General features: G+C 45.2%; 21 protein-coding genes. 6 read left to right on the top strand and 15 right to left on the bottom strand.

Going from position 1 to position 24,395, the window contains the following annotated elements:
* Positions 1 to 129 precede the first annotated feature (129 nt).
* The 5 genes from GKZ87_07940 to rimO all read right to left on the bottom strand — a co-directional run bounded on the left by GKZ87_07940 (position 130) and on the right by rimO (position 6,056).
* Positions 130 to 1,020: an endolysin gene (locus GKZ87_07940; GenBank protein QSI25415.1), complete on the bottom strand. Its 891-nt coding sequence runs from the start codon at positions 1,018 to 1,020 to the stop codon at positions 130 to 132.
* Positions 1,021 to 1,094: 74 nt separating this feature from the next.
* Positions 1,095 to 3,035, bottom strand: a complete 1,941-nt coding sequence (locus GKZ87_07935; protein ID QSI25414.1) for an EAL domain-containing protein — start codon at positions 3,033 to 3,035, stop codon at positions 1,095 to 1,097.
* A 532-nt stretch (positions 3,036 to 3,567) separates the two neighbouring features.
* Positions 3,568 to 4,071 carry a GNAT family N-acetyltransferase gene (locus tag GKZ87_07930; GenBank protein ID QSI25413.1) on the bottom strand — a complete coding sequence of 168 codons (504 nt, stop codon included), beginning with the start codon at positions 4,069 to 4,071 and terminating at the stop codon, positions 3,568 to 3,570.
* Positions 4,072 to 4,284: 213 nt separating this feature from the next.
* The gene (locus GKZ87_07925) at positions 4,285 to 4,761 is read right to left on the bottom strand and encodes a DNA-deoxyinosine glycosylase (protein QSI25412.1); all 477 of its coding nucleotides are present in this window, start codon (positions 4,759 to 4,761) and stop codon (positions 4,285 to 4,287) included.
* Positions 4,755 to 6,056 carry a 30S ribosomal protein S12 methylthiotransferase RimO gene (rimO, locus tag GKZ87_07920; protein ID QSI25411.1) on the bottom strand — a complete coding sequence of 434 codons (1,302 nt, stop codon included), beginning with the start codon at positions 6,054 to 6,056 and terminating at the stop codon, positions 4,755 to 4,757. The genes GKZ87_07925 and rimO overlap by 7 nt, the downstream gene beginning before the upstream one ends.
* Before the next feature lie 150 nt (positions 6,057 to 6,206).
* Here rimO and GKZ87_07915 point away from each other — a divergent pair, with 150 nt between their 5' ends.
* The 6 genes from GKZ87_07915 (at position 6,207) to GKZ87_07890 (ending at position 12,528) form a co-directional block, all read left to right on the top strand.
* A complete protein-coding gene (locus tag GKZ87_07915; protein ID QSI25410.1) occupies positions 6,207 to 7,454 on the top strand; it encodes a hypothetical protein in 1,248 nt (415 codons plus the stop codon).
* A gap of 160 nt (positions 7,455 to 7,614) precedes the next feature.
* Positions 7,615 to 8,058: a DUF1307 domain-containing protein gene (locus tag GKZ87_07910; protein ID QSI25409.1), complete on the top strand. Its 444-nt coding sequence runs from the start codon at positions 7,615 to 7,617 to the stop codon at positions 8,056 to 8,058.
* A gap of 61 nt (positions 8,059 to 8,119) precedes the next feature.
* Entirely contained in the window at positions 8,120 to 8,584 is a 465-nt protein-coding gene (locus tag GKZ87_07905) for a DUF1307 domain-containing protein (GenBank protein ID QSI27915.1), read from the top strand.
* Positions 8,585 to 8,844: 260 nt separating this feature from the next.
* Entirely contained in the window at positions 8,845 to 10,935 is a 2,091-nt protein-coding gene (locus tag GKZ87_07900; protein QSI25408.1) for an EAL domain-containing protein, read from the top strand.
* A 39-nt stretch (positions 10,936 to 10,974) separates the two neighbouring features.
* Positions 10,975 to 12,024 (top strand): diguanylate cyclase, encoded by a 1,050-nt coding sequence (locus tag GKZ87_07895; protein ID QSI25407.1) that lies wholly within the window; start codon positions 10,975 to 10,977, stop codon positions 12,022 to 12,024.
* A gap of 12 nt (positions 12,025 to 12,036) precedes the next feature.
* The gene (locus tag GKZ87_07890; GenBank protein ID QSI25406.1) at positions 12,037 to 12,528 is read left to right on the top strand and encodes a DUF1307 domain-containing protein; all 492 of its coding nucleotides are present in this window, start codon (positions 12,037 to 12,039) and stop codon (positions 12,526 to 12,528) included.
* A gap of 399 nt (positions 12,529 to 12,927) precedes the next feature.
* Here the strand turns inward: GKZ87_07890 and GKZ87_07885 are convergent, their stop codons facing one another.
* The 10 genes from GKZ87_07885 to GKZ87_07840 all read right to left on the bottom strand — a co-directional run bounded on the left by GKZ87_07885 (position 12,928) and on the right by GKZ87_07840 (position 24,394).
* On the bottom strand, positions 12,928 to 14,121 hold the full coding sequence (locus GKZ87_07885) for a putative C-S lyase (protein ID QSI25405.1): 1,194 nt from the start codon (positions 14,119 to 14,121) through the stop codon (positions 12,928 to 12,930).
* A gap of 1 nt (position 14,122) precedes the next feature.
* A complete protein-coding gene (locus tag GKZ87_07880; protein ID QSI25404.1) occupies positions 14,123 to 15,190 on the bottom strand; it encodes a M24 family metallopeptidase in 1,068 nt (355 codons plus the stop codon).
* A gap of 56 nt (positions 15,191 to 15,246) precedes the next feature.
* The gene (locus tag GKZ87_07875) at positions 15,247 to 16,581 is read right to left on the bottom strand and encodes a PTS sugar transporter subunit IIC (protein QSI25403.1); all 1,335 of its coding nucleotides are present in this window, start codon (positions 16,579 to 16,581) and stop codon (positions 15,247 to 15,249) included.
* A gap of 41 nt (positions 16,582 to 16,622) precedes the next feature.
* Complete coding sequence (locus GKZ87_07870) at positions 16,623 to 16,955, bottom strand: PTS sugar transporter subunit IIB (protein ID QSI25402.1); 333 nt, start codon at positions 16,953 to 16,955, stop codon at positions 16,623 to 16,625.
* Position 16,956: 1 nt separating this feature from the next.
* Positions 16,957 to 17,280: a PTS lactose/cellobiose transporter subunit IIA gene (locus tag GKZ87_07865; protein QSI25401.1), complete on the bottom strand. Its 324-nt coding sequence runs from the start codon at positions 17,278 to 17,280 to the stop codon at positions 16,957 to 16,959.
* 1 nt (position 17,281) lies between these two features.
* Positions 17,282 to 18,328: an aminopeptidase gene (locus GKZ87_07860; GenBank protein QSI25400.1), complete on the bottom strand. Its 1,047-nt coding sequence runs from the start codon at positions 18,326 to 18,328 to the stop codon at positions 17,282 to 17,284.
* Positions 18,329 to 18,340: 12 nt separating this feature from the next.
* Positions 18,341 to 20,221 (bottom strand): PRD domain-containing protein, encoded by a 1,881-nt coding sequence (locus tag GKZ87_07855; protein QSI25399.1) that lies wholly within the window; start codon positions 20,219 to 20,221, stop codon positions 18,341 to 18,343.
* A gap of 183 nt (positions 20,222 to 20,404) precedes the next feature.
* A complete protein-coding gene (locus GKZ87_07850) occupies positions 20,405 to 21,358 on the bottom strand; it encodes an HD domain-containing protein (protein QSI25398.1) in 954 nt (317 codons plus the stop codon).
* Complete coding sequence (locus GKZ87_07845; GenBank protein QSI25397.1) at positions 21,348 to 23,327, bottom strand: glycosyltransferase; 1,980 nt, start codon at positions 23,325 to 23,327, stop codon at positions 21,348 to 21,350. The genes GKZ87_07850 and GKZ87_07845 overlap by 11 nt, the downstream gene beginning before the upstream one ends.
* Positions 23,324 to 24,394 (bottom strand): flippase-like domain-containing protein, encoded by a 1,071-nt coding sequence (locus GKZ87_07840; GenBank protein ID QSI25396.1) that lies wholly within the window; start codon positions 24,392 to 24,394, stop codon positions 23,324 to 23,326. Before GKZ87_07840 ends, GKZ87_07845 begins: the two co-directional genes overlap by 4 nt.
* Position 24,395: the final 1 nt, after the last annotated feature.

The following is a 24,395-nucleotide window of genomic DNA, read 5'->3' as shown; positions in this document are numbered from 1 at the left end:
AATCATTTCATCATCCTTATTACACCAGAATATTGTAACATTTCATAAGGCCGGTGTTTAGCACTGTGTATAGGTAAGCCAATTCATAAGGTCTGGCTTCCTTTTTTTCTTTCAGCTTTTACATATGAATCAGTACCCGCTTGGCCGTGTTGGTTCATCATCAATTGCCTTATCATTCGTCCATCCGGTGCCATGGTTGATCAGATACGGATGCTCTGCACCCTTTAAAACCTTGGTAATGACACCTTCCTTTACCGCCAGAAGTCTTCTCGGATACCAGTTTCCTCCGTTTGCCTGTGTCCATAAGCCGGTATAGGTAACCGGTGTTCCCACCTTATACTTCGGATTGTTCGATGGCGTTGGCTTTGGATCCGGTTTCGGCTTGCTGCTCTCTTTTCCAAAACCGTTTAATCCCTTTTTCTTCATGATGGCAGGATAGTCCTTATAAGCATAGTCCAGATCCATTCTGCCACGATAACCGGAAATAGAGCCATCACTGGTAAACTGCCACATACCATACGGCTTGTTGTAGGTATTCACACTTGCCCATTGTGCAACCCATTTATCAAAGCGATCCAGTCGTGATGAATTTATATGATGTGTCAGCCAATCCAGATTTGCATAGATGCCGGCATAAAAGCCTGCCTTTTCCAATTCTCTGCAGGTGTAATAGCAGGTCTCCACATTCATTGCATCACTGACACCATTGCGCCGTTTCCAGCCGTCTGCATCCTCCATATCAATATAGCATGGATAGCTTGGCTTACAGGATTTACATAATCGGATAAAGCCGGATGCTTCTTCCTTCATTTGCGTATCATTGGCAACATAGGAATAATGATATAAGCCATACGGCAGCTTCACACGGTCGCATTCCCGCACATTTCTTCGAAACTGCTTATCTTCCACAAAATGACCCCAGCTGGAACGGATAATAGCAAATTCGATACCGCCTTTTTTTATTGCATCCCAATCCAGCACGCCATTGTGTTCTGATACATCAATGCCCAGTCTGCGCATACACACACCTCCTTTCCTTACATACTACGCATCCATTTTCCTTCTGTACAGGCGTTCGCCAAAAAGAAAGGATGTCATACCTCTGACATCCTGATATCGTGATCACACTGCCCCAGAATCATGCGTGCACGTTCCTGCGGTAAGGGAGGAGCATAATAGTATCCCTGTATATACCGGCAGCCGCATGCTTTCACAAACGCAACCTGCTCTTCATTTTCCACACCCTCAACCAGCAGCTGCTGGTGAACCTCATGAAAAGCCTCGCACATTTTGTGCAGAACGATTGCCCCCTCCTGAGATACCATCGCTTGCCACAGCAGACTTTTATCAATTTTAATCGTCTGTACCGGCAGACTCAGCACATTGGATATATTGGAATACCCAGTACCAAAATCATCCAGGAGAAACTCAATTCCCTCTTGCTTCATACGCTGCATGAAGGCGGTAATCATATGGGGATCTCTTGCGAGCATACTCTCGGTCAGCTCAATTTGCAGCAGCTTTGCAGGAATACCGTATTCCGCAATGATGCTGAGAATCGTATTTGCCAAATCCTGCTGTAAAAACATGACTGCTGAAAAATTCACGCTGATGCCCTTCATCGGTATACCACTTTGCTGCAGCTGTTGCAGAAACAGACAGGTCTTGTGAAGCACCTGATAGGTAATCTCTGTAATCAGACCGTTTTCCTCAGCCAAGGGAATAAATTCATCCGGACGCAGCTGACCGAGCTCATGCGGCGGCAAACGCAGCAATGCCTCTGCCTTCGTATAAGCCTGTTCTTCCATATCATAGATCGGCTGATAATAAACAACAAAGCTGTCCTCACGGATACAGCGGCGCAATAGCTCTAAAATCTGCTCATTGCGGTAAAGCCGCTCCATCATTGCCGTAGTACAAAAGCATGTCGTATTCTCCTCAGCGCGTTTTGCCTGTCTGAGCGCATATTCCAGCCCCTTGATAATTTCATCCTTACCGCGGTTATGCTCCTTAACATGCAGGATTCCGATTCCATACCGTATCTGAAAATCAAAATTCTCTACAGACCAGGAGTGCTGCATACGTTCCATCAGCTGCTTGTGATAATGCAGGCATATCTGCTCATCCCTGCATACAATAGCAAATTCATCCCCGCTAAAGCGGAATATCCGGGCCGCCGGCATCTGCTTTTCAAGATATTCACAAATACGAATTAACAGCATATCCCCTGCCCTTTGTGAAAAATGATCATTGATAAACCGAAATCCTTTCAGAGATAAAACGATAATGGAATACGGATCGCTGTCTTTCATACGGATTTCCAGCAGATGATTAAATTCCTGACGGTTTAAAATACCGGTTAATGGGTCTGTGAACAACTGCTTGTTTTGCAAATACAGATAAATGATAAGCAAGGCGCTGGTAGCTGCTGTTCCGGTGAGAATATAGCTGGGATAAAGGAGCTGAAACAAAATTACCACAGCGGAAAGAACAGGAAAAAAGTTCAGAATGATGAAGACTGCTGAATCAATATTACGACGCTTGGATATTGTGAAAAACACAGAAAACAGAACATAAATATAAAAGACTGCGTATGTAAGAATGACCCATGCTCCGCGTTGATAGCCGAATACCGGATCAAGGGAAAACAACAGATGTGTTAACGGATTGGAAAACAGACAGGCCAGGTAAAGCAGCGCTGGAATGCTGGCGAGCAATACATGCTTTTTCAGACTTTTCGCATCCTGTTCAAACACGATAGTCAGTGTATAAATATAGTACACCATTCCCATGAGCGGTGTGAAGATATAGTTGAGATGCAGCAGCAGCTGATTGATCAGATAGGTTGTAGCTGAAAGCCGCGTAAGCAGCAATGTCGATAAAATATTCGTCAGTATTGAAAGATAGGTTATTAAAAGACAGGCACGAAAGGCCTGGTTTTTTCTGGAGGGAAGCAGATTTCCCTTCCATGAATATACCATGATGATGTTTAACATGATGATTGATACGCACTCTGCCGAGATATCCCATTCCATAAATTATCACCTATGGAGATATTGTATCACATATCTGTCACAATGGTATATCAATTCAGGAAAAAGATAAAAGATTCCTTACTGTCTGTAATAATTTCCTGACATATAGAAAAATCAGCTCTGAAAACACATACAATACCGTCATACTAGCTGTTTTTTATCCCTTTCATCAGGGGAATGCTGATTAGGGATAATGATGCTCTTAATAGTATTGCCCTATCCCATGGAATGACGGTTTATGGAATGATACGCAGCGGGCCGGATATGCAGTCATGCTAAAAAAGCTTTATATAGAAAGGTAAACAATGCGATATGGTAACAGGTATCCATACTTATCCTGCATCTGCTTTTATTTCTTTCATATCAAAAACAGATGAATAAAGACACTATATCAAGATGTCCCCTCTGTTATCCGGCTACCGGTTCTCTTTCTCCCATTTAGAAGCGGCTTTGTATAGTGACTGTATATGTAACGTATCAATCATATAAACAAGACCTTCAATAATAAAAAAACCGAAGGCCTCGGCTTTTTCTATGTTTCATCATGCAGATCCAGCTGCAGTATATAATCGTCCATGATGAAGCCATGTCCGATATCCGTCTGGACAGAATCGATATCCCGAAACCCCTTTGCACGGTACACATCCAGACTGTGCTGGTTAAACTTATTACAGGTCAAATACACTGCCTGTTTGCCCTGCTCCTTCGCAAAGGTAATCGCCTGCTTCAACAGGATGCTGGACAGTCCCTTCCCTCTTGCATTCTTATGCAAATACAGCTTGCTCAGAAATAAGCGGTCCTTTTCCGGCTTTACACCACAGAATCCAATCAGCACTCCCTCGCTATATGCCAGAAAATACGTATAGTGCTCCTCCTCGATTGCTTTTTTCAATGCAGGATAGCTTTGAAATTTCTCAACCATATAATCAATCTGTTCTTCAGTGATAATAGATACAAAATATTCATGCCATATTTCCGATGCCAGTGTAGCAAGTGCACGGATGTCCTCATCACTGCTGCAAATACGCAGGTCCATATACATTCCTCCCTTGTTTTTTTATCATTATAGAGCAAGGCAGAGGCTTTGTAAATGATTTTTCCAAACAGAAAGACAGGGCCAGCCCCCCTGCAAATCGCAAATTACCGGGTCTTGCTATACGCTTTTACAGCTGAGGCTGATGATTTCCACAGTATCCTTGATTCACTGCGATATGTGAAAGATACCTGCTTCTTTGCCATCCCCTGTATATCAAAGCCCCTGCAGCTCCTGCCTCCATTGTTCAAATAAAGCATCCTCGCGAAGACTGCGGTTCGCATTGCTCGTGCTTGGCAGATATACACAGGGAAGCGTGATATCCGCAAAATGCTTACAATACAACGCATGTGCCTTTCGGCCGTTACAGATCACTTTGCGTAATGTCGGATAGGTATGTATTAGCTGTGTCAGGTCATTGACCTTTTCCTTACGGATTGCACTATCAAGACTGCCTTCCCGTTCACATTCCCCGATCACATCCCACAGCAAAATCTGATGCTTGTACAAAATTTCCTTTTTCTGCTCATAGCTGTTGATTGGCATATCAAAAACAGTATGCATGATTTTCCAAAACCGGTTATGTGCAAAGCCATAATATTCCTGCTTTTCAAGGGATGCGACACTTGGCATAGACCCTAGAATCATAACCTTAGGTGCGGAGGGAATTATCGGATCAAATCCCTTTAGCACACTTCCACTCCCTTGAAATCATGCGGAAGTGCTTCCGTGATACGCACCTTAACGAAGCTTCCAAACTCGATAAACCGATCACTCTTAAACATAACGATACCGTCCACCTCATCCGGTGCCGAGCTGATGCCACGGCCGCGGTAAATGCCGCTGAGACCTTCCTGATCCTCTACCAGAACCTCGATGACCTCACCAACCATTTTTTTCTGATTTTCCAGTGATATTTCCTCCTGGCGCTTCATCAGACGGGCAAGGCGTGCCTCCTTGACTTCCTCATCGACAGCCCCATCCATCGTATATGCAGGTGTATCTTCTTCAGGGGAATACGTAAAGGCTCCCATGCGATCCCAGTGTATATCCTCCACAAACTGCATAAGCTCTTCAAAATCCGCATCCTGCTCCGTTGGAAAGCCCACAATAAAGGTAGTACGAAGCGTTGGATACGCGAAGGTTGCACGAATCTTCTGTACCAGAGTCAAGACCTCTTCCTTACTGCCTCTGCGATTCATCAGCTGCAGCATCCGGTTGGATGCATGCTGCATCGGAATATCAAAATACGGTAACACCTTTGGCAGCTGCGCCATCCCCTCAATTAGCTCTGTATCGATTTCATCCGGATACATGTACAGAATCCGGATCCAGTGAAAGTCCTCGATCGCATGCAGCTCCTTCAGCAGATCCAGCAGTGCACGTCTGCCATATAAATCCACACCGTACTTTGTTGTATCCTGTGCAATCACGACCAGCTCCTTTACACCGCGCTGTGCCAGCTTTGTGGCTTCCTTCACCAGCTGTTCGATTGGAAAGGAAACATTATCCCCTCGAATCAAGGGTATCGCACAATAGGTACAGTGATTGCTGCAGCCCTCGGCGATTTTCAAATAAGCCGTCCACGGCTTGCTGGACACCTTGCGTTCGCATTTATCATAGCTGACCAAATCATGACCATCCAGCAGCTGCTGTAAAATCTCATGAAGCTGCGGATATTCCCGAATACTGATAACCGCATCGATTTCCGGTATATCCTGTTCCAGCTGCTCCTTATAACGCTGTGCAAGACAGCCGACAACGATCAGCCTTCTGCACCTGTGTTTTTTATACTCCGCCATCTGAAAAATCGTCTGGATGGCTTCCTCCTTTGCGGAATTGATAAAACCGCACGTATTGATAATAATAGCTTCAGCCTCAGCCGCATTTTGAACGAGCTCATGCCCGCCGCTTTTGATCATACCCATCATTTTTTCACTGTCTACCAGATTCTTACTGCAGCCCAGTGATATAAACCCAATTTTCATATAAAACACCTCAATTATTACTATACCATGAAGATAACATTCATGAAAGCCGCAAATTATGTAAAATTTTGTTATAGTCATGCAGGAATCATATAAATTCTTCGCGTTCTCTGCTATAATTATGTTCAGAATATCACAGGGAGGTAACGTATGTACGGACGAGTTGAAATCGATGATGAAACAAAGAGAAAGCTGTCTCTTTTATTAAAATATTATCGCAAGAAGGCAAATCTGAATCAGCGCGACTTCATCACCTATAATGGAGCGACCATCTGTTCTGCCGATACCTATAGTAAAATAGAAAATTGCAAAATTATCAAAAGCAATTCCATCTATCATTATCTGCTGGTACAGATTCATGCGGAGCTCACCCTTCCCGCCTCCTGGTGGCAGCCGTGCAGGCGTACCTTCCAACAGCTGCTGGAGCTGGTAACGCGCTATGAGCTGCAGGCACTGGCAAAGCAGTGTGAAGCACTTTTACAGCTTCTGTCAGAGAAAACAGATATATTTGCGAGGGAATACCGGGAGCTGCTGCAGCTCATGATCTCCTATTATGAGAATTGCAGTGACATGAGCGAGGAGCAGTATCAAAAATATATGGAGCTGTATGCCGTCTTTGATCCCTCCATACAGGAAATCATCAAGGATATGCTGTATACCTATACCGTACACCGGTATCGTGACACTAAAAAATGCAGCAGTGTATTTCACCGTCTGCAGATGGGTGACAGTACCTCCTTGCTGAATATCCTTAACCGGAGCTATCAGGCTTATTATGAAAAGCGGTTCTTGGACTGCTTTAGGGATTCCCTGTATCTGGAGCAGCAATTTCTGAAGCAAGGCAACTACAACCGTCTGCTGGATGTCTATGACGCCATAGTTCTGCTGTATGTGGATGTACAGAAGGAAGCATACGATAATGAATATGTGGAAAAGCTGTTTGCCGTTGTCCGCCAGCATCGTGAGCAGCTGCATCCCAACAAGTATCTGCAAAGTCTTTATCAGTGCGGTATGCTGTATTATGAAATAGGACAATATGAAAAAGCTTGTGATTATTTCTGTGAGCTCGCCACGAGGGATGATTACCATTACCTGCCTGCGGCACTGATGGCCTGCATCCTGTGCGAAAAGCTGAACCGGCCATATCCACCTGAAATATTAAGAAAGCCGCGTTATCCAAAGCGCTTCCCCCAGCACGTTCTCACCTATCATGAATACTACCGGTATAAGGTGACACAGGAGGATGTATTTAAACAGGAGGAATATTTTTTAAAGCACGTACTGCCGGTAATCAGCAATGAAGACCGTCTGCTTTGGGAACCAGCCCAGCAGCAGATGGAACAGCTCATTCGGCAGACAAAGCATTATCACCTGAAAAAACGCCTTCATATGAACTGAAATCAGAAATTAACGTTTTCACATACGGATATCTGACAAATTTCACATATTTTTTCCAAATTTCAATATTTGTTATTTTTTCTCCTTTATTTCATGATATAATTTCTACATACAGGAGGCAAACATCCTGTGCAATCAATTCATAAAAAGGGAGGACAATATGAAAAAATTACTATGTGCTGCATTTGCCGTACTTGTACTGGCAGGCTGCTCCGGCGGAGCAAAAACAGAAACAAAAACATGTTCTATGGAACAGAGCGGATTCAAGATGGACGCAACCTTTACTGCTGAGGATGATTCCATTACCAAAACCTCTGTAAAGGTTACAATGGATCTTTCATCCGCAGGTCTTGGAGACGATACAAAGCTGACAGATGATCAGAAAAAGCAGTTAGAAACTGCTGTATTCAATCAGCTGGGAATCGAAGAAGGAAAGGGTGTTAATGTCAGTGCGGAATTCAAGGACAAAAACATCATCGCAACGGTTGACGTTGACATGAAAGAGGGAGATGCTTCCACACTGAAGAAGCTTGGCTTCGGAGGAGAGGCTAGCCTGAAGAAAACGCTGGAAGAAGCAAAAGAAAGCGGAGCTACCTGTAAATAATCCTGAAACTCAGAATTCTGCTCTGAGTTTTTCCTAATTAGAAGTAGAAAGGACACCAATGATGAAGAAAGTATTATGTGCCGCATTTGCAGCTGTCATTCTGGCAGGCTGCTCCAGCGGAAAAGAAGAAACCAAAACAATGACCTGTACAGCTGAACAGAAGTCCAATGGTTCCACGATTACACAGACGATTAAATTTGATTACCAGGGTGACAATATCACGAAGCAGGATCAGAAAACAGTAATCGTTGCACCGGATAAGAAAACCTATGAGGCAATGCTGCCAACCCTGCGCGCTGCTTCTCTGGAAAGCAAGGCTAAGGGCGTAGAGGGAATGAGCTACAGTTTAAAAGAGGATAAGGATAAATTCTCAATCACCGAAAATATCGTATTCGATATTACAGAAATCAATCCAAAGGATTACGGTACCTTTACCAACCAGACACTGAGCGGTAAGAAAATGGTAATGGATCTGGAAAAGACAAAGGAAAACATCGAAAAAAGCGGATTGACCTGTAAAAAGTAATCATTAACACTATACACAAGAACGATGCAAGCAGAAAAGCTCCCTTTTACGCAAGTAAGAAGCGGGCTTTTTTTCTGCCTGTATAGCTTTGCGGGCAGAAAACTTCTACACAGTAAAATACTCACTGAAATCTGATAAGTCCTATAAAAATCGACATTTTACCTTTATTTTGTTGTATAACTCCTCCTTTTTGCATATAAATTTTACATAGATAGTGATATAATTACAGATATGAAACAAAGAATATCAGGAGGCTACCTATGCAGTCAAACATCGCGGAGTTATCAAAGGATCTTGAATACCAGTACCTGATGGAATCTCTCAATGCCAGTGTCAGTAAGCATCTGCTGGATGAGCATTTCACACTCGTTGCCGCAAACAACAGATATTATGATATGTTCGGGTATGAAAAAGCAGAATACGAACAGAAATTTCAAAACCGGCCCGATCTGTATTATAAGGATGATCCCGGGGATTGGGAGGCACTGAATGAAATCGTTGTAAAAACCCTGCAGGAGGGGAAAAACCGCTATGAATGTATCTGCCGCATGCGCCATAAAAGCGGAAGAAGGCTGTGGATCAAGCTCATAGGCACCTTTATTGACGAATACATAAACGGTTATCAGATTTCCTATTCCGTTATGATGGATATCACTGACCTCATGCAGGCTAAAATCGAAAAGAACGCCACACAGAATAACTTCCCGGGACTGATTGCCAAGTATCGGGCAACCGCTGACAGTCTTATTTTTATGGAAGGAAATGACAGCTTCCATCAGTATTTTAAAACCAGGCTTTCCTTTTCCATTGAAGATTTGAACGCAGACAACGGGCTGCTTGAGGTAAAAAAACAATATGCCGCCATACGCAGAGGAGAGTCTGTCCGCTGTATGATCTCCCCTGTTTCCAATACCGGAGGCAAGCGTTTTTTCAATGTGAATGCACAATGTGTAGACTGGATCAATGGCGATCCTGTCTATCTGCTCATATATACCGATATCACCGAGCTGACGCGGCAGAAGGAACAGCTGGAGGAATATAACCATTCCCTGCATAAGCTTGCATATTCCGACGAGGTGACAAAGGGCTTCAACCGCAGAAAATTTGATATGGTTGCTCAGGAATCCATCCGCCAGGCAGAAAGCGATACCTATCAAATGATCTGGATGAATATGCAGAAATTCAAGCTTGTGAACGATATCGGTGGTGTTGATTTGGGGGATCGCACACTGGAATATGTTCATGATAAGATTACAAAGCATTTAAACAGGGATGAATATGCGGCCCGTATGTTCGCTGATAATTTCGTCATCCTTATGAAATGCAACACGAAAGAGGAAACCGAGCAGCGCCTGAAGCATATGGTGGCGGATATCAATTCCTTTAATACAGAAGCCTCACATAAATATTATCTGACCTTTTCTGCCGGAATTTATACGGTGCATGAGCCCTGCCTGCCGATTATCTATATGGAGGATCGTGCACATGCCGCTATTAAGGCCAAGCATAGTAAAAATACAGATCTTTGCGTATGCAGCTATTACTCAGATGAAATACGCGATCGCATGTTCATTGAAAAAAATATGGAAAACCGGATGCGGGAGGCCTTGAAGCATGAGGAATTTGAGGTCTATTTACAGCCGAAGGTCAGTGTACAGACAAAGAAAATTGCAGGTGCGGAAGCACTGATCCGCTGGAACGACCCTCATTACGGACTCATTCCGCCAAATGATTTTATTCCGCTGTTTGAAACAAACGGATTCATACTGCAGCTGGATCTTTATGTGTTTGAAAAGGCCTGCTCTCTTTTAAGCAAATGGCTGAAGGAAGGAAAAACACCGCTTCCGATTTCTGTTAATATGTCCCGTGTGCATTTTCAGAGCATGGATTTTTTAACACCGTATATCCGTCTTCGTGAGCAATATGCGGTTCCCTTTGAATATTTGGAAATCGAGCTTACAGAAACGATGGTCTTCGAAGATCCTGACACGTTTACCAGAATCATTAAGAAAATCCACGACGCAGGCTTTCGCTGTTCCATGGATGACTTCGGATGCGGCTACTCTACCCTGAATTCTCTGAAGGATCTGGACGTAGATGCCATTAAGCTGGACAAGGCCTTCTTCTCATCCTTATCCATGGCAAATGAAAAGGAAAACATCATCATACGCAGTGTGCTGCGCATGGCGAAGGAGCTGGATATGACGACAGTGGCAGAAGGAATTGAAACAGTGCCGCAGGTTGAATTTTTGAAGCATACCACCTGTGATCTGATTCAGGGCTATGTATATTCCAAGCCGGTTCCTGTCCATGAATTTGAGAAGCTGCTGGATGGACAGTTGGATGGATAAGCAAAAAAGGTTTATTTACACAGGCAGGAGGGTCTGGCTATGCTGATAAAGCCGCAAAATAATGAAACTAACTATATCCACTTCGTATACCGCAATCTGACAGGTCTTGGTATCGTCCTGCATACTGTATACGCGGTGATGATGGGAATGCTGCAATTCGCAATTCCCTGCTTTTATAATATATGCAGCGTGCTGTTTTATATCGGCATGCTGCTGCTCGTAACAAAAAGGAAAAAATATGCAGCTGCGGTATCGCTGATCCACCTTGAAACGATCTGCTTTGTAAGCACGCATACGATACTGTTCGGATGGAATTCTGCTTTTTTCCTGTTCCTTGTAGGAATGGCTTCGCTTGTATATTTTTGTCCCTACCGCAAAACCTACATTCCCTACGTATTCTCCCTACTGCATATTCTGGCTTTTTTCCTTCTGCATCTCAATGTACAGGATCCCATATTGCCGGCAGATGGGGCTGTTTTATTAAACATTTTGTTTATCTGTAACAGTATAGGAGCCTTTGTGATCATTCTGTACGTGGCCTATGTATCACGGGCAAGCGCCATTATCGGAAAGGAAGCCTTAATCAAGCAAAATGAGGATTTACTGCAAATTGCTGATTATGATCAGCTGACCGGGCTGTATAACCGCAGCTGCATGAAAAAACGGATATCGCAATGCGACAGCACACATAGCTTTCTCGCCATGGGAGACATTGATGATTTTAAGCTGATCAACGACACCTATGGACATATTTGCGGAGATCACATTTTACGTGAGCTCGCTGAGCTTATGCGCAGTAAGCTGGATCCGAATATCTTTATCTGCCGCTGGGGTGGCGAGGAATTTGTTTTTCATTTTCACAATGCCAGTGATGAGGAAGCCATACAGCAGCTAACAGAATTTTGCCAATGGCTGAAAAGCTATACATTCATGTATGAGCACCACAGCATATGTGTAACGATGACCTTTGGAATCTGTCAGGGAAGGCCCGGGCTTTCTCTGGATCATTGGATCAATCAGGCAGATCAGCTGTTATATCAGGGAAAACGGAATGGGAAGCAGATGGTTGTCTTTCATACCGCTATTTAGCTTTCCGGCTGCATGAGGAATGATACGAAACCCATACTAAACTATAGGAGTGATAGGATGAAGAAACGAATTCTCGGTGTGCTTCTGTTAATGATTGTCAGCGGCTGTACACAGAAAGAAAAGCAGGTAATCGAGCAGATTACCTGCAAAGGTACCTTACAGGATACCAGCATCACAACAACATTGAAGGCAGAAAATAACCAAATCCAGGAACAGAGCATACTCCTACAGAGTGATTATGCCGCATATGGCTACAGCGATAAGCAAATGGCAGCGTGTATCAAGGAGCGCCAAAAGGAATATTCCAAAATCAAAGGACTGCAGTATGAGGCTTCCGTGTCTGGAAAAAAATTCATGCAGAAGCTGCATTTCGATCTGCGCAATGTCAATGCACAGGAGCTGAAGGATATGGATTTTCTAACTGCCGCAAATACATCCGATTTCGTTTTGGATAAAGCAGTTGCGGTCTATGAAAGTCAGGGTCTTGTCTGTACGACAGATTAAGGCAGCAGGCAAGCTTTATATGCTCTGTAAGCCAGCGAATATTGGGAACCGCAAAAGGAGCATATAATAAAAGTGCTGGTATAGAAGGAGTAGCTTGCATTCCTTACGCGGCTTTGATTATGACAGCATCATTCAGGATAAAAAGCAGGAAACCTTGCTGAGGTTCTTCCTCTTTTCATTCCATGGATAAGAAATACCAAAAGAAGAAGGAATATTCCTATAAATACTAGGAGCTTTCCTTCTTTTTTAATGTATTCTTACCTGCACTTGCATAGGATGCGTTGTGGAAGCTGTATTCTCTTACAGTTGTATTCCAATACAATCTGAAAGTGATAAGCTCAACACGTTTTTTATATTATTTTCTTATATCGTTGATCTTCTTTTCTCTTTCATCGTCTGTTATTTATGTGAATCCCACTGTGTCCAGGTATCTCCGATACGGCGCAGTGCTTCCTGCAAAATGGATTTCTGCGTACCGATGTTCAGACGTACCCAACCATAGCCGTCCTTCACAAAATAGCTGCCGACAACCATAGAAACATTGGCTTTGATAAAGAAGCTCTGCATTTCCTCTTCATTCTTGAATATATCGCGCATATCAATCCATGCCAGGAAGCTGGAATCACTTTTCATCACCTTCGCCTTAGGCATATGTGTTTCAAACCAGTCATACACAATGGTGAAATTTTCACCAATATAAGTAGCCAGCTGATCCAGCCATTCTTCCGAATCGTTATAAGCCGCAACGATGGCAGGAACGGCGAACACATGAGGACTGGTCACATAGACCTTTTGCAGGTATGCCAGCAGCCGCTCCCGGATTTCCTTATTCTTAACAATGATATAGGAGGATTTCAAGCCACCCAAATTAAAGCCCTTATTCGGAGATACACACATAATGGATGCATCCGCAATTTTATCATGGGCATTCCACAGCGTAGTAAAGCCTTCACGCTCGAAGATCACATCCCGGTGGATTTCATCACATACAAGCAGAACCTTATGCTTTAAGCATAGCTCGCTGAGCTGATGAAGCTCCTTTTTTGTCCATACCCGGCCGCTTGGATTTTGCGGAGAACAGAAGATAAACAGCTTGACATCCTCCTCAACCATCTGGCGCTCCATGGTTTCAAAATCCAGATAATACCGCATATTCTCCAGCTTCAGGGAATTACAGACCAGACGACAGCCGCCGCGCTCTACCGCTTCTGCGAACGGATCATAGGCCGGGGTGTTGATCATAACGGCATCCCCTTCCTTACAGAAGCACTGCACGATATAATGCAGGGTACCGCAGGTTCCAAAGGTCAGCTTGATCCATTCCTTTTCAATATCCACATGAAAACGGCGCTTATTCCAGCTGATCAGGGCATCATAATAAGCATCATACGTATACGTATAGCCATAATCCCCCAAAGCCGCACGCTCGATCATCGCCTGTTTGATTGCCGGAGCACATTCAAAATCCAAATCTGCCAAATCCATGGGAATCGCTTTCTCATTCAAACCGAATTTCTCTTTCAGAATCGTATTATCCCACTTGCGGCATTTGCCGAGCTTGCGGTTGATTACGTGATCAAAATCGTACTTCATATTATTTTTCCTCCAGTATGATAAGCTCTTTAGTTGTAGTATTCAGGGGTACACCGACGCCGTTTTCAATCAGAACATCGTCCTCAATGCGCACACCGCCGACACCTGGCACATAAATACCAGGCTCACAGGACATAATCATTCCTTCCTCAAGAACTGTTTCACTGCGCTGGTTCAATACCGGCAGCTCACCATCCCCCATTCCCATGCCATGACCGAGTCCGTGCGTGAAATATTCCCCATAGCCATAGCCGGCAATTATGCTGCGTACATGGGCATCCACATCCTTCCCCTTTACACCGCTGCGGATAAAGGCGACTCCGGCGCACTGTGCTTCCAGAACAATATCATATATCTTCTTCATTTCCGGCTTGGGTTCCCCGATACAAATCGTTCTGGTCATATCGGACTGATAGCCCTGATAGGTGATACCAAAATCAATCGTGATACATTCATGAGCCGCAAAGGTTTTCTCACTCGGACGGCCATGCGGCATACTTCCGCGTACCCCACTGGCAACGATCGTATCAAATGCCATTCCACTGGCACCGTTTTTGATTGCCAGATATTGCAGCAGCGCACTGACCTCCGTTTCCTTCATGCCAATACGAATCGTAGTGATCGTTTCCTGAAAAATAGCATCCGTGATTGCACAGGCCTTGCGTACTAGTGCGATTTCCTGGGCATCCTTACAACGGCGCGCTGCCTCCAGCTCCTGTTCCAGCAGTACGGTTTCAAAGCCAAATGATTGCATGGAAAGATATTCCTTTACCAGCACCTGATTGGCCTCGATGCCAAGACGTGCACCGTTTCCAACAATACGCTGTACCTCTGTTAAATAGCTTGTTCCCTGGTCGTGTACAATAAGGGTAAAGCCGCTGGTTGTTTCCCTTGCCTCATTACTATAGCGGCCATCCATAATCTGATACAGCGCATCCCTTGTGACGAGCACCTTGACACCGCTGCCTGTAAGTGCTCCCAGGTAGCGTTTATTGGAACGGCTTTTGATTAAAATGGCGTCGATTTGTTTTTCATCCAGAATTGAGCGGATTTTCTGTATTCTTTGCATACTGCTTCCTCCTTTATGGAAAGCGGCACCCGTAAGGATGCCGCTGTGCTTGTTTTTTAGAAATCAAGATCCAAATCGTTCAGTAAAGCCTCCTCATCCTCAGAGAAGATGTTTTTTGCTTCCTCAGCTTTCTTGGCTCTTGCTTCCTCCTCGCGCAGCTCCTGACGCTCCATAATTTTGAAGAACGGCAGATAGAGCAGAATAGCAAGGATCAGCTGTGCACCACATGCCAGAATGACTCTCCAGTCTCCGTTGGTCAGGAAGCCCTCCAGGAATACTCCAACATAAGGAGGATCGAAGAACGGCTTATCCAGCAGACCATAGTGCATCAAAAACATTGGCATCGTACCGATGATGGCACCACCGAATACGAATGGGATAAACATGATCGGATTCAGAATAATTGGTGCACCAAAGAGAATCGGCTCATTGATACCAAACAGGGACGGGAACAAGGCAACCTGCCCGATTTTGCGGTAACGCTTGGATTTGGATAGCATACACGCCACAACACAGCCGATGGTAATACCGGCACCGGTGAATCCGAAGAAGGCACTGGAGGTACCCGCTGTATAGAAGTGCGGCAGCGGATTGCCCTGCTGCATAGCTCTGATATTTTCTGCAATAAAGGTAGCCATGATCGGACGTGTGATCGGGCCGAATACAGAGGAATGAATACCAAAGAAGAAAATCAGACAGATCATGAAATGCAGGAACAATACTGCCCATGGATTATCCATAGAACCAACCAGCGGTGCTAAAAATTGTGTCAGAATCTGTGGAGGCAGTGCTCCGAAAATCTGCTGAGAGAAGAAACGTACAGCGATGAAGGTTCCGGCAACGATAATCGTCGTAGGAATCAGCTCAAAGGATTTGGATACGAAGTCCGGTACCCCCTCCGGCATGCGGACAGTCAAATTTCTTTCCTTACAGAAACGATACAGCTCCGTGGCAGCCATACCAACCAGCATGGCACAGAACAGACCCTTGGCTCCGAAGTTCGTAATGCTGATACCGCCCTCAACGTTTTCAGCAGCTACAAACAGGAAAGCAAAGGTGGACAGAGTGATACAGCCGGGAATATACAGCTTGTAATGATTTCCCAGGTTGTATGCGATACACATGGTTACATATACACTCATCATACCGATGGATAAGGTAACCGGCAGGTCAAGCAGCTCCGCATTGTTCAGAATGAACTGACTGAATGCGTTATTCTCTCCAATCATATTTGGTAAAGCAGGGATAATGGCGAAGAAGCTCCCCAGAATCGTGAATGGTGTCATTGCGACCATGGATGCCTTAATGGCACTCAGATGGCGCTGTTTATCTACTTTTTGAGCAATCGGCATCAGCCATTTGTTCATAAAGGCCTCAAATTTATTAAACATACTAGGTTCCTTTCTTTTCTTATATACTATACAATCGTGAATTATTTTCCCATCTGATGCTTTTTGTGTGTCACCAGTGCCAGCTTTAATACCGTGGCTCCGTCCATCTGTCCGTATACATCCTTGTCGATTACGGCAAACGGTACGTTTTTCGGTTTGCATACAGCCTCGATAAAATCAATTTTATGAGATACCTGCGGCCCGACCAGAACCACATCCCAGTTATCGATTTCCTCCTCCAGAGAGTCTGCAGGAATCGCTGTAAACTTAAAATCCTCTTCGTTCAGCTTTGCGCTTTCCTTTACGACCTTTTTCATGTTCTGCATCAGCATATTGGTGGAAAAACCACCTGCGCAGCATAATAAAATTCTCATGTTAGTTTCCTCCCTCTTTTGCTTCAAAAACATCAACCAGTGCTTCAATCACATCTCTTGCCAGCTGGCTGGTCATATAGTGATCCTGTGCATGGACCATAAGCAGTGACAGCTCCGGCTTGTCGGCTTCCGGATCCATTTCCGACTGGATCAGCTTCGTCTGGATTTTGTGTGCCTCCAAATCGATTTTTCTGCTTTCCTCAAGCAGGGCGCGGGCTTGCGCATAGTCGCTTTCCTTTACCTTGCGAAGGGCTTCAAAGGCCTTCCCCTTACTGTCACCGGCTGCGGAAATAATGCCGATGATCTGTTGTTCTAATTCTGTCATGCTAGACTCCTTTCAAAAAATTTGTAGATGTACGATAGGCTTCCTCGTCAAAATTAACGATCAGCTCTGTAAAGATGTCGATGGCATCCGCAATATCGCGAAGATGCGCAATCGAATAGGCGCAGTGTCCATAGCGGACAGGCAGGCAGCTGACAGCGGTTGGTTTCCCATCCCGGCTCTTGTGAGCCTCTCCGCCATCGGTTCCTCCTCCATTGAACATATCCAGCTGCAATGGCTTATGCAATGTATGTGCCGTGTCCTTGATACGGCGTATCAGGGCACGATTGGGAGCAAGTGTGCGATCGAAATTTGTCAGCATCATCCCCTTACCAATTTGGCGCTGATTGGTATGATTGCGTACAAATTCATCATTGAAGCAGGCTACATCAATCGGGAATACCACATCGGGATTCACCTTGTATACTGCGGTTTTCGCACCGCGTATTCCCACCTCCTCACTGGAGGTTCCCACCATGTAAACGGTATTGGGGTGATCCATGCTCTGCAGGCGTTTTAATACCTCACCCATGATGAAGCAGCCCAAACGGTCATCAAACGCCTTTCCTGCCACTACATCCTGTATAGAGAAATGTTCAAATTCTGTCGTATAGGTCACCATGTCACCAACCTGAATCCCCAGGTCGTAGACCTCCTGTGCTGTTTCTGCGCCAAGATCCACATAAACCTTAGTGGCTGCATTGTTCTCATAGGCTGCCTGAATAATGCCGTGGATTTTTTTGCCGTCCTCTGTCGTAATGCGTACCCTCTGCATGAACTGGGCCAGCGGCTTTACACCGCCCACGCTCATCAGCATGACCTGTCCCTGTTCGGATACGCTGCGAACGATAAAGCCGACCTCATCGATATGAGCGCAGAGCATGATCTTCGGGCCGCGGTTTCCCTTTTTGAAGATGATGCTTCCTAGATTGTCTGTGGAAATTTCATCCGCATACTCCTTCAGCTCCGTAACCAGAACATCCCGTACCTCCTGCTCATTGGATGCGATGCCATCCGCATTGGACAGCCTTTCTAAAAACTGTATATTCATAAAACCCCTCCTTTAAAATCTCAGGTGTGCGATGCATTTCATGAAATCCTCATAGGACTCCGCACGCCGCAGCTGTGCAATCAGTGCAGAATCACTCATGACCTCAAACAGCACCCTGGTTATATTCTGATGCAGCTTTAAATCTCCCTTTTCCAGATCGACCAGGAAAATGACCTGTACCGGCTTATCCTGTACAGCTACCTCCTGCTTTACAATACCGACAGAAAGGATATTCCCCCGTCCGCACATTTCCAGCGGATGCGGAATAGCGATTCCATTGTTATAGACGGTGGACAAGACCTCCTCACGCTGTTTCACCGAGGCCGCATAGCCATCCTCGCAATAGCCCTCCTGCTCCAGCCTGTTAGCCATAATTTGAACCATACTCTCATAGTCTCCTGTATGAAAGATATGGAAGGCATTTTTGCGAAACAAAGAGGTAAATGTTCGCTCCTGCAGCGTAAGGGAGGCATCGGTTTCCAGCAGATTTTTGATTTTTTGAATATCCGCATCATCCAGCAGCTCCTTAATGAGCACAATGGGAACATCAAATGCCTCATCCAGCGACTTAATGGTGAAGATAATATCCGGTTCATATGCTCTTACCTCCTCCATTTCCAGAAGTGAGAAGGTCTGAATATCGCTGGAGGAGAAAATCGTCTCCAGCTTCAGCTTGATCAGGAAGGCACTGCCTCCCCCGCTGGAGCATATGATGGCAATACGGTGATACAGGTTCAGCTTGTGATGCAGCTCCTTTTCCATATGCGCCGCAAAATGTGTGGCGATAAATCCGATTTCATCCTGCGTGGTCTTTACATGGTATTTCTCCTCCAGCATACCGGCAAAACGGATACAGATATTAAAGATTACCGGATATTTTACGCTGATTTCATGGACGAGCGGGTTAGAGAAGGATATACTCTGATGCAGACGGTCAAGCAAGAGAGAGACATGCGCAAGCAGACTCTTTTTAAATTCCGCATCGGTATTGAACTGTGTATGATACTGTTCATCCGCCTCCTGCAGGAATGTCTCGATATCAACAATCAGTCCCTCATCATACAAAAATACATCGCTCGGCTTTGTTTTCTGCTTGAGATAATTGGCGATATCATACTTGTCATATTCACTCAGCTGTACCTGACAGATCGACTGCATTCCCTCTGCGAGCGCATTCGCCATATGTCTGTGAACAGAGCTGTCTGGAATGGTACCCTTTGTTGAGGTGATTCCCTTTTCTGCCAGCAGCACCGTTACCTTTATAAACAGGTCAATTTTCTTTAACTCAACATAATTCGTATTGAGACGGTGCTGCTTTAACAGGGTAATCAGCTGCTTCTCCAGATGCTGTATATGCTGCTGGGAAAGCTGCTGCTCCATGATTTTTTTCACATAGGGATTATCCTTTTCCTGCAGCTCCAGCAGATACAGCTTGCGCAGCATCCCCTCACACTCTAATGTGATTCCATAATGCGCCTTTTTAATAAGGGAAATGCTATGTTCAAACAACGCCCGTTCCACCTTTGCCATATCCACCTTAATGATGGATTTGCTGACCTGCAGCATGTCCGCCATCGTTTCCTGCGTAATGAAATCCTTTTGCAGCAGAAGCAGGGCGATGATGGTATCAACGCGCTCCTTGCTGCTAAGTGCCACGCTGTCCTGATCCGTATGCATGTACTGCTTGAACGCCTCATGATCGATGATTTCCAGATAGTAGCCTGAACGCCGTTTGAGATGGATACGAAAGCCATACCGCTCACCGTCCTGCATGAGATATTTGATATCGTTGCTGATGGTTCTTGTTGACACCTGCAGCTGCTTGGAGAAGTATTCCAGACTGCAGTACTGCTTGCTGTTCATCAATTCTTCCAGTATTCGTTTTTCTCTCATATGCCTCCTCCTTTCTTTTCTATTTGTATTGCTGACAACCAGGTGAAAGCGTTATCAGCTTGCATGGTTAGTATATCGAAAGTTTTAAAAAATAAAAAGATTAACAATTTCACAGGAAACATGAAAAATTTATCCATAAACTGGAAACTGCCGAAAAAAAGCGGTAAATAAGCGCTTTTGCGTCTATTTACCGTCTGAATTTTTGTATCTGCTTTTGTAAAAGGAACGATTTTCCAATGCAAATACCCGCTGTGTGAACCCTCCATCCCGCACCGGCTCCAAAGCCTTGGACAGGGTATTCATGCGTGCATCAATATTGTCAATCATATGCAGCATCTCTGCTTCCGGCACCATCGGCAATACGGGAGACCCGTATTCGTATACCCCGTGATGCGACAGGATCATATGGCGAAGCAGCATCGTCTCCTCGCTGTCCTCAACACCCAGCTCCTTCGCTTTTGCCAGAACCTCAGCCTGCATGATGGAAATATGTCCCAGCAGCTTCCCCTGTGTCGTGTATTCACTGACAATGGCACCGCTCAGCTCCACGGTTTTCCCAACGTCATGCAGAATCACACCGCTGTACAGCAAATCCTTATCCAGCAGCGGATATAAATGACACAGCTGCTCTGCCAGCTGCAGCATTCCCAGCACATGCGTCGCAAGTCCGGAAAAGAAATCATGGTGATTTCGGGTTGCGGCCGGATATTCAAAGAAATCCTTCTCATGATCCTGCAGGATACCGCATACCAGCTGCTTCATTACCGTGTTGGTAATATCATCGATATACAGCTGGATATTTTCACGCAGCTCCTGCTGGGAAACAGGGCCTTCCTTGACATAATCAGCCACATCGGCAGTCTCATCCAGCTCCTTCATTTGCTGTACGCGAAACTGCAGCTGCTTTTGGTGGCACAGCACATCTCCGCTCATCACCACCAGCATCCCCGGCTCAAATCTGTGCAGCAGCTCCTCGCTCACATTCCAATATTTCGCATCGATACTGCCGCTTTTATCCTGAAATACAAAGGAAAGATACGGTGCACCCTTGGCTGTTACGCCACGGTTCACGCTGATGATCATCGCCTTCAGCTCCCCCTTGTATCCGTCGTATAGTTCTTTTATTTTACTGCTCATCACGCCACTCCATTTCGTTTAGACGGTTCATGATATCCTCATGCAGAAAGCCCTTCTGCATACAATAGACCAGAACCTTATTTTTCAGCGGCTGTCCGCTCAGCTTGCGGCTGTTGCTGCGAATTGCCTTCGCAATCGTCTTATTCAGCGCCTCGCTGTCATCCTCTTCTTCAAAATTCAAGCGCTCTGATGTACTTCTTGCTATATCACTGTCAAAGCCCAGGGATATCAGCTTCTGTACAATCGTCTGCTTTTTCATTTTCCTAGATTTATCCTTGATCGTCGCCATCAGCTTTTCCGCCATTTTCAGGGCGCGCAGACGCTCCTCCTCATCATCCAGCATGGACAATGCCTGATCGACATCCTCCGCAGGCAGTCCCTTATTGATCAGGGTCCGCCGAATATTGCCCTTTCCACTTAGGGAAAACTGCATTTTTTCAATTTTCTGCTGCATATACAAAGCATCGTTGATATAGCCCTTTTCCTCCAGCTCGGAAAGAATGCTTTCCACATCCTCCACGGATAAGCCCGGCTGACGATGCAGCCATGTCCCCATTTCCTTGCGGGTATAATCACGCATCCGCAGCTTGCGAATCGCTCCGCGATAAGCCTCGAGTACGATTTCCTTCTTCTGAAAATGGGCAACTGTATAGCGATCCAGCATCGTATGCAGCCGTATTTTATACGTAAAATAATCGTCCAGATCAATAAGCAGCTTTTGCGGCTGATCCTCTTTATCATTCTGCACATAGATACGCACATAATCATCCAGCGTTTTGATTTTGATAACCTCATAGGCGTCCTCAAAATCATTGATTGCCTGATAATACACACTGAGTACCTTGGAATAGAATACCTTGGAATCATATTTCACAATTTTCTCCAATGCCCGCTTGGAAAAGGCCTTGCGTTCCTCATCACTTCGGTGCATAAAATCCGTCAGCTTATCCGCAAACTCCTGCCCTGTTTCAAACAGAAAGCCGCTGTCCTCTTCAATCACGAGATCCTTTAATACATCATCATAACGGGCAAACACCGGCAGACCGCAGGCAAGCGCCTCGATATAGGTCATCCCCTGCGTTTCTGTCAGGGATGCGGATACAAAGCAGTCTGCACATGCATAATAGGCAGGAACCTCCTCCGGCAGCTTCTTGTCAGTGAAAATGACCTGCTGCTCCAGGTGATAGCGTTTCACCATCTCCTGCAGCTCCTCCAGCTGCGGACCGCCGCCAACGATCATCAGCTTGATTTTCGGATCTTTTACATAACGAAAGCCCTCAATGGGAATCTCGATGCTTTTTTCCTGTGCGATGCGCCCGACAAACACGATCAGCCGTTCATCCTCATGGATACCATACTGCTCGCGGATTGCCTGTACCTGCTGTGGATCAATATTATCCGGATGGAATTTATCAAAATTCAAGCCGGTCGGAATGACATAGATCGGTGTTTTCACACCGTATTTTAACAGTGTTTCCTTTGTCTTTTCACTGGGAGAAATCACCGCCTGCGCACTGTCGGAAATAGAGCGGGAAAACGTGGAAACCACCTTTTTCGTCACCTTGTCCACCTCGTCGATTTCAAAGCGGTTGACATAATGGGTATAGTCCTCATACATCGTATGATACGTGGTCACCACCGGTATATTCAGATATTTCGCTACAATGCGGCCAAACATCCCTACTCCGAATTCGGTGTGTACGTGAATCACATCCAGATGCATGTTTTTGATTTCATCCCTGGCACTGAAATGATACGGAGTTGACAGCTTATAGCCGTACAGCCATTTCAGCTCCAGCCCAGGCAGACGTAAAACGTTGCCTTCCTTTTTCATTGTCATCGCCTTATGATTGGTAATGACATAAACGTCATGTCCGTTTTTCTCCAGCTCCCTTTGCAGTGTTACAATACTGGAGACAACACCGTTGATATCCGGTGTATACGTATCGGTAAACAGCCCAATTCTCATGAATCCACCTCCCTGATATTCTTCGGTTTCTTCCTTCTGTATTTTTCATCATCATATTTCCGTTTCAGATGCAGGAATACGAATGCTCCCACAAGAATGACGATATGATAGGTGGAGAATCTCCACAAGATCATAATACCGCTTGCCTTCAGGCCACCGACCAGAAACCGGAACAGCTGAACAAATACCAGCTCGGTACCGCCACTTGCGCCAGGAATCGGAATAAAGGCATTGGTCATCAGCACAAAGCTTGCCAGTGCCAGACAGTCCACAAACTTATCCGGCCCAAGCTGTATCCCTAGGGCACGAGCGATGAAGAATGGAAGTGAAAACTGCACGGTCATACGAACCACATTCCACAGCACGGTCTTAACGATGATTTTCTTTTCATGCTTCATTTCATTGATTTCTTTGGTAAAGCCCTCCACCTGAATCGTCCAGGCGGCAAGTGTTTTTTCCTTATTTTTCACGATATGCAGCTTAGCCAAAAGGGTCACCGCATGCCCGCTTAATTTCACATAAACACGCGGAAACAACGCCATTGTCCACAGAATACTGATAACGCAGACATTTACGATATAACCAATCAGAATAGCCAGAAACCAGGTGCCGATAATGGACATATAATGGGTATAACGCAAAAAGAACAGAATCGTAACATACACCATCATGGTTGTCTGATATACGATAAAATCCGCCCACAAAATGCTTGCCCCGTCACTGTACTTGATTCCCTGCTTTTTAAACACATACGCCTGTCCAAACTGACCACCGGTGGCACTTGGTGTAATACCGCTGAAAAACGTTCCGACAAGTGCGTTGCTCAATCCCTGCCGGTAGGTGTAATTTTTTTGATACCGCCGGGCAAAAATCGTGATGATCTGCCCCAGCACCATGACATACATCATCCCCCACAGGAAAATGATAACCAGCCAGTACCAGGAGATACTGCTGATGAGATGCATGATTTCGTGATAGTTATCCTTCAGCGCAAACCACAGGGAAACAGCGGTCAGTCCGATGATGACTACAAAATTTAAAATATAATTCCGCAATGAATTTTTCATG

The organism is Erysipelotrichaceae bacterium 66202529, from assembly GCA_017161075.1.
GTDB lineage: Bacteria > Bacillota_I > Bacilli_A > Erysipelotrichales > Erysipelotrichaceae > Clostridium_AQ.
This window is presented reverse-complemented; position numbering and strand designations above follow the sequence as displayed.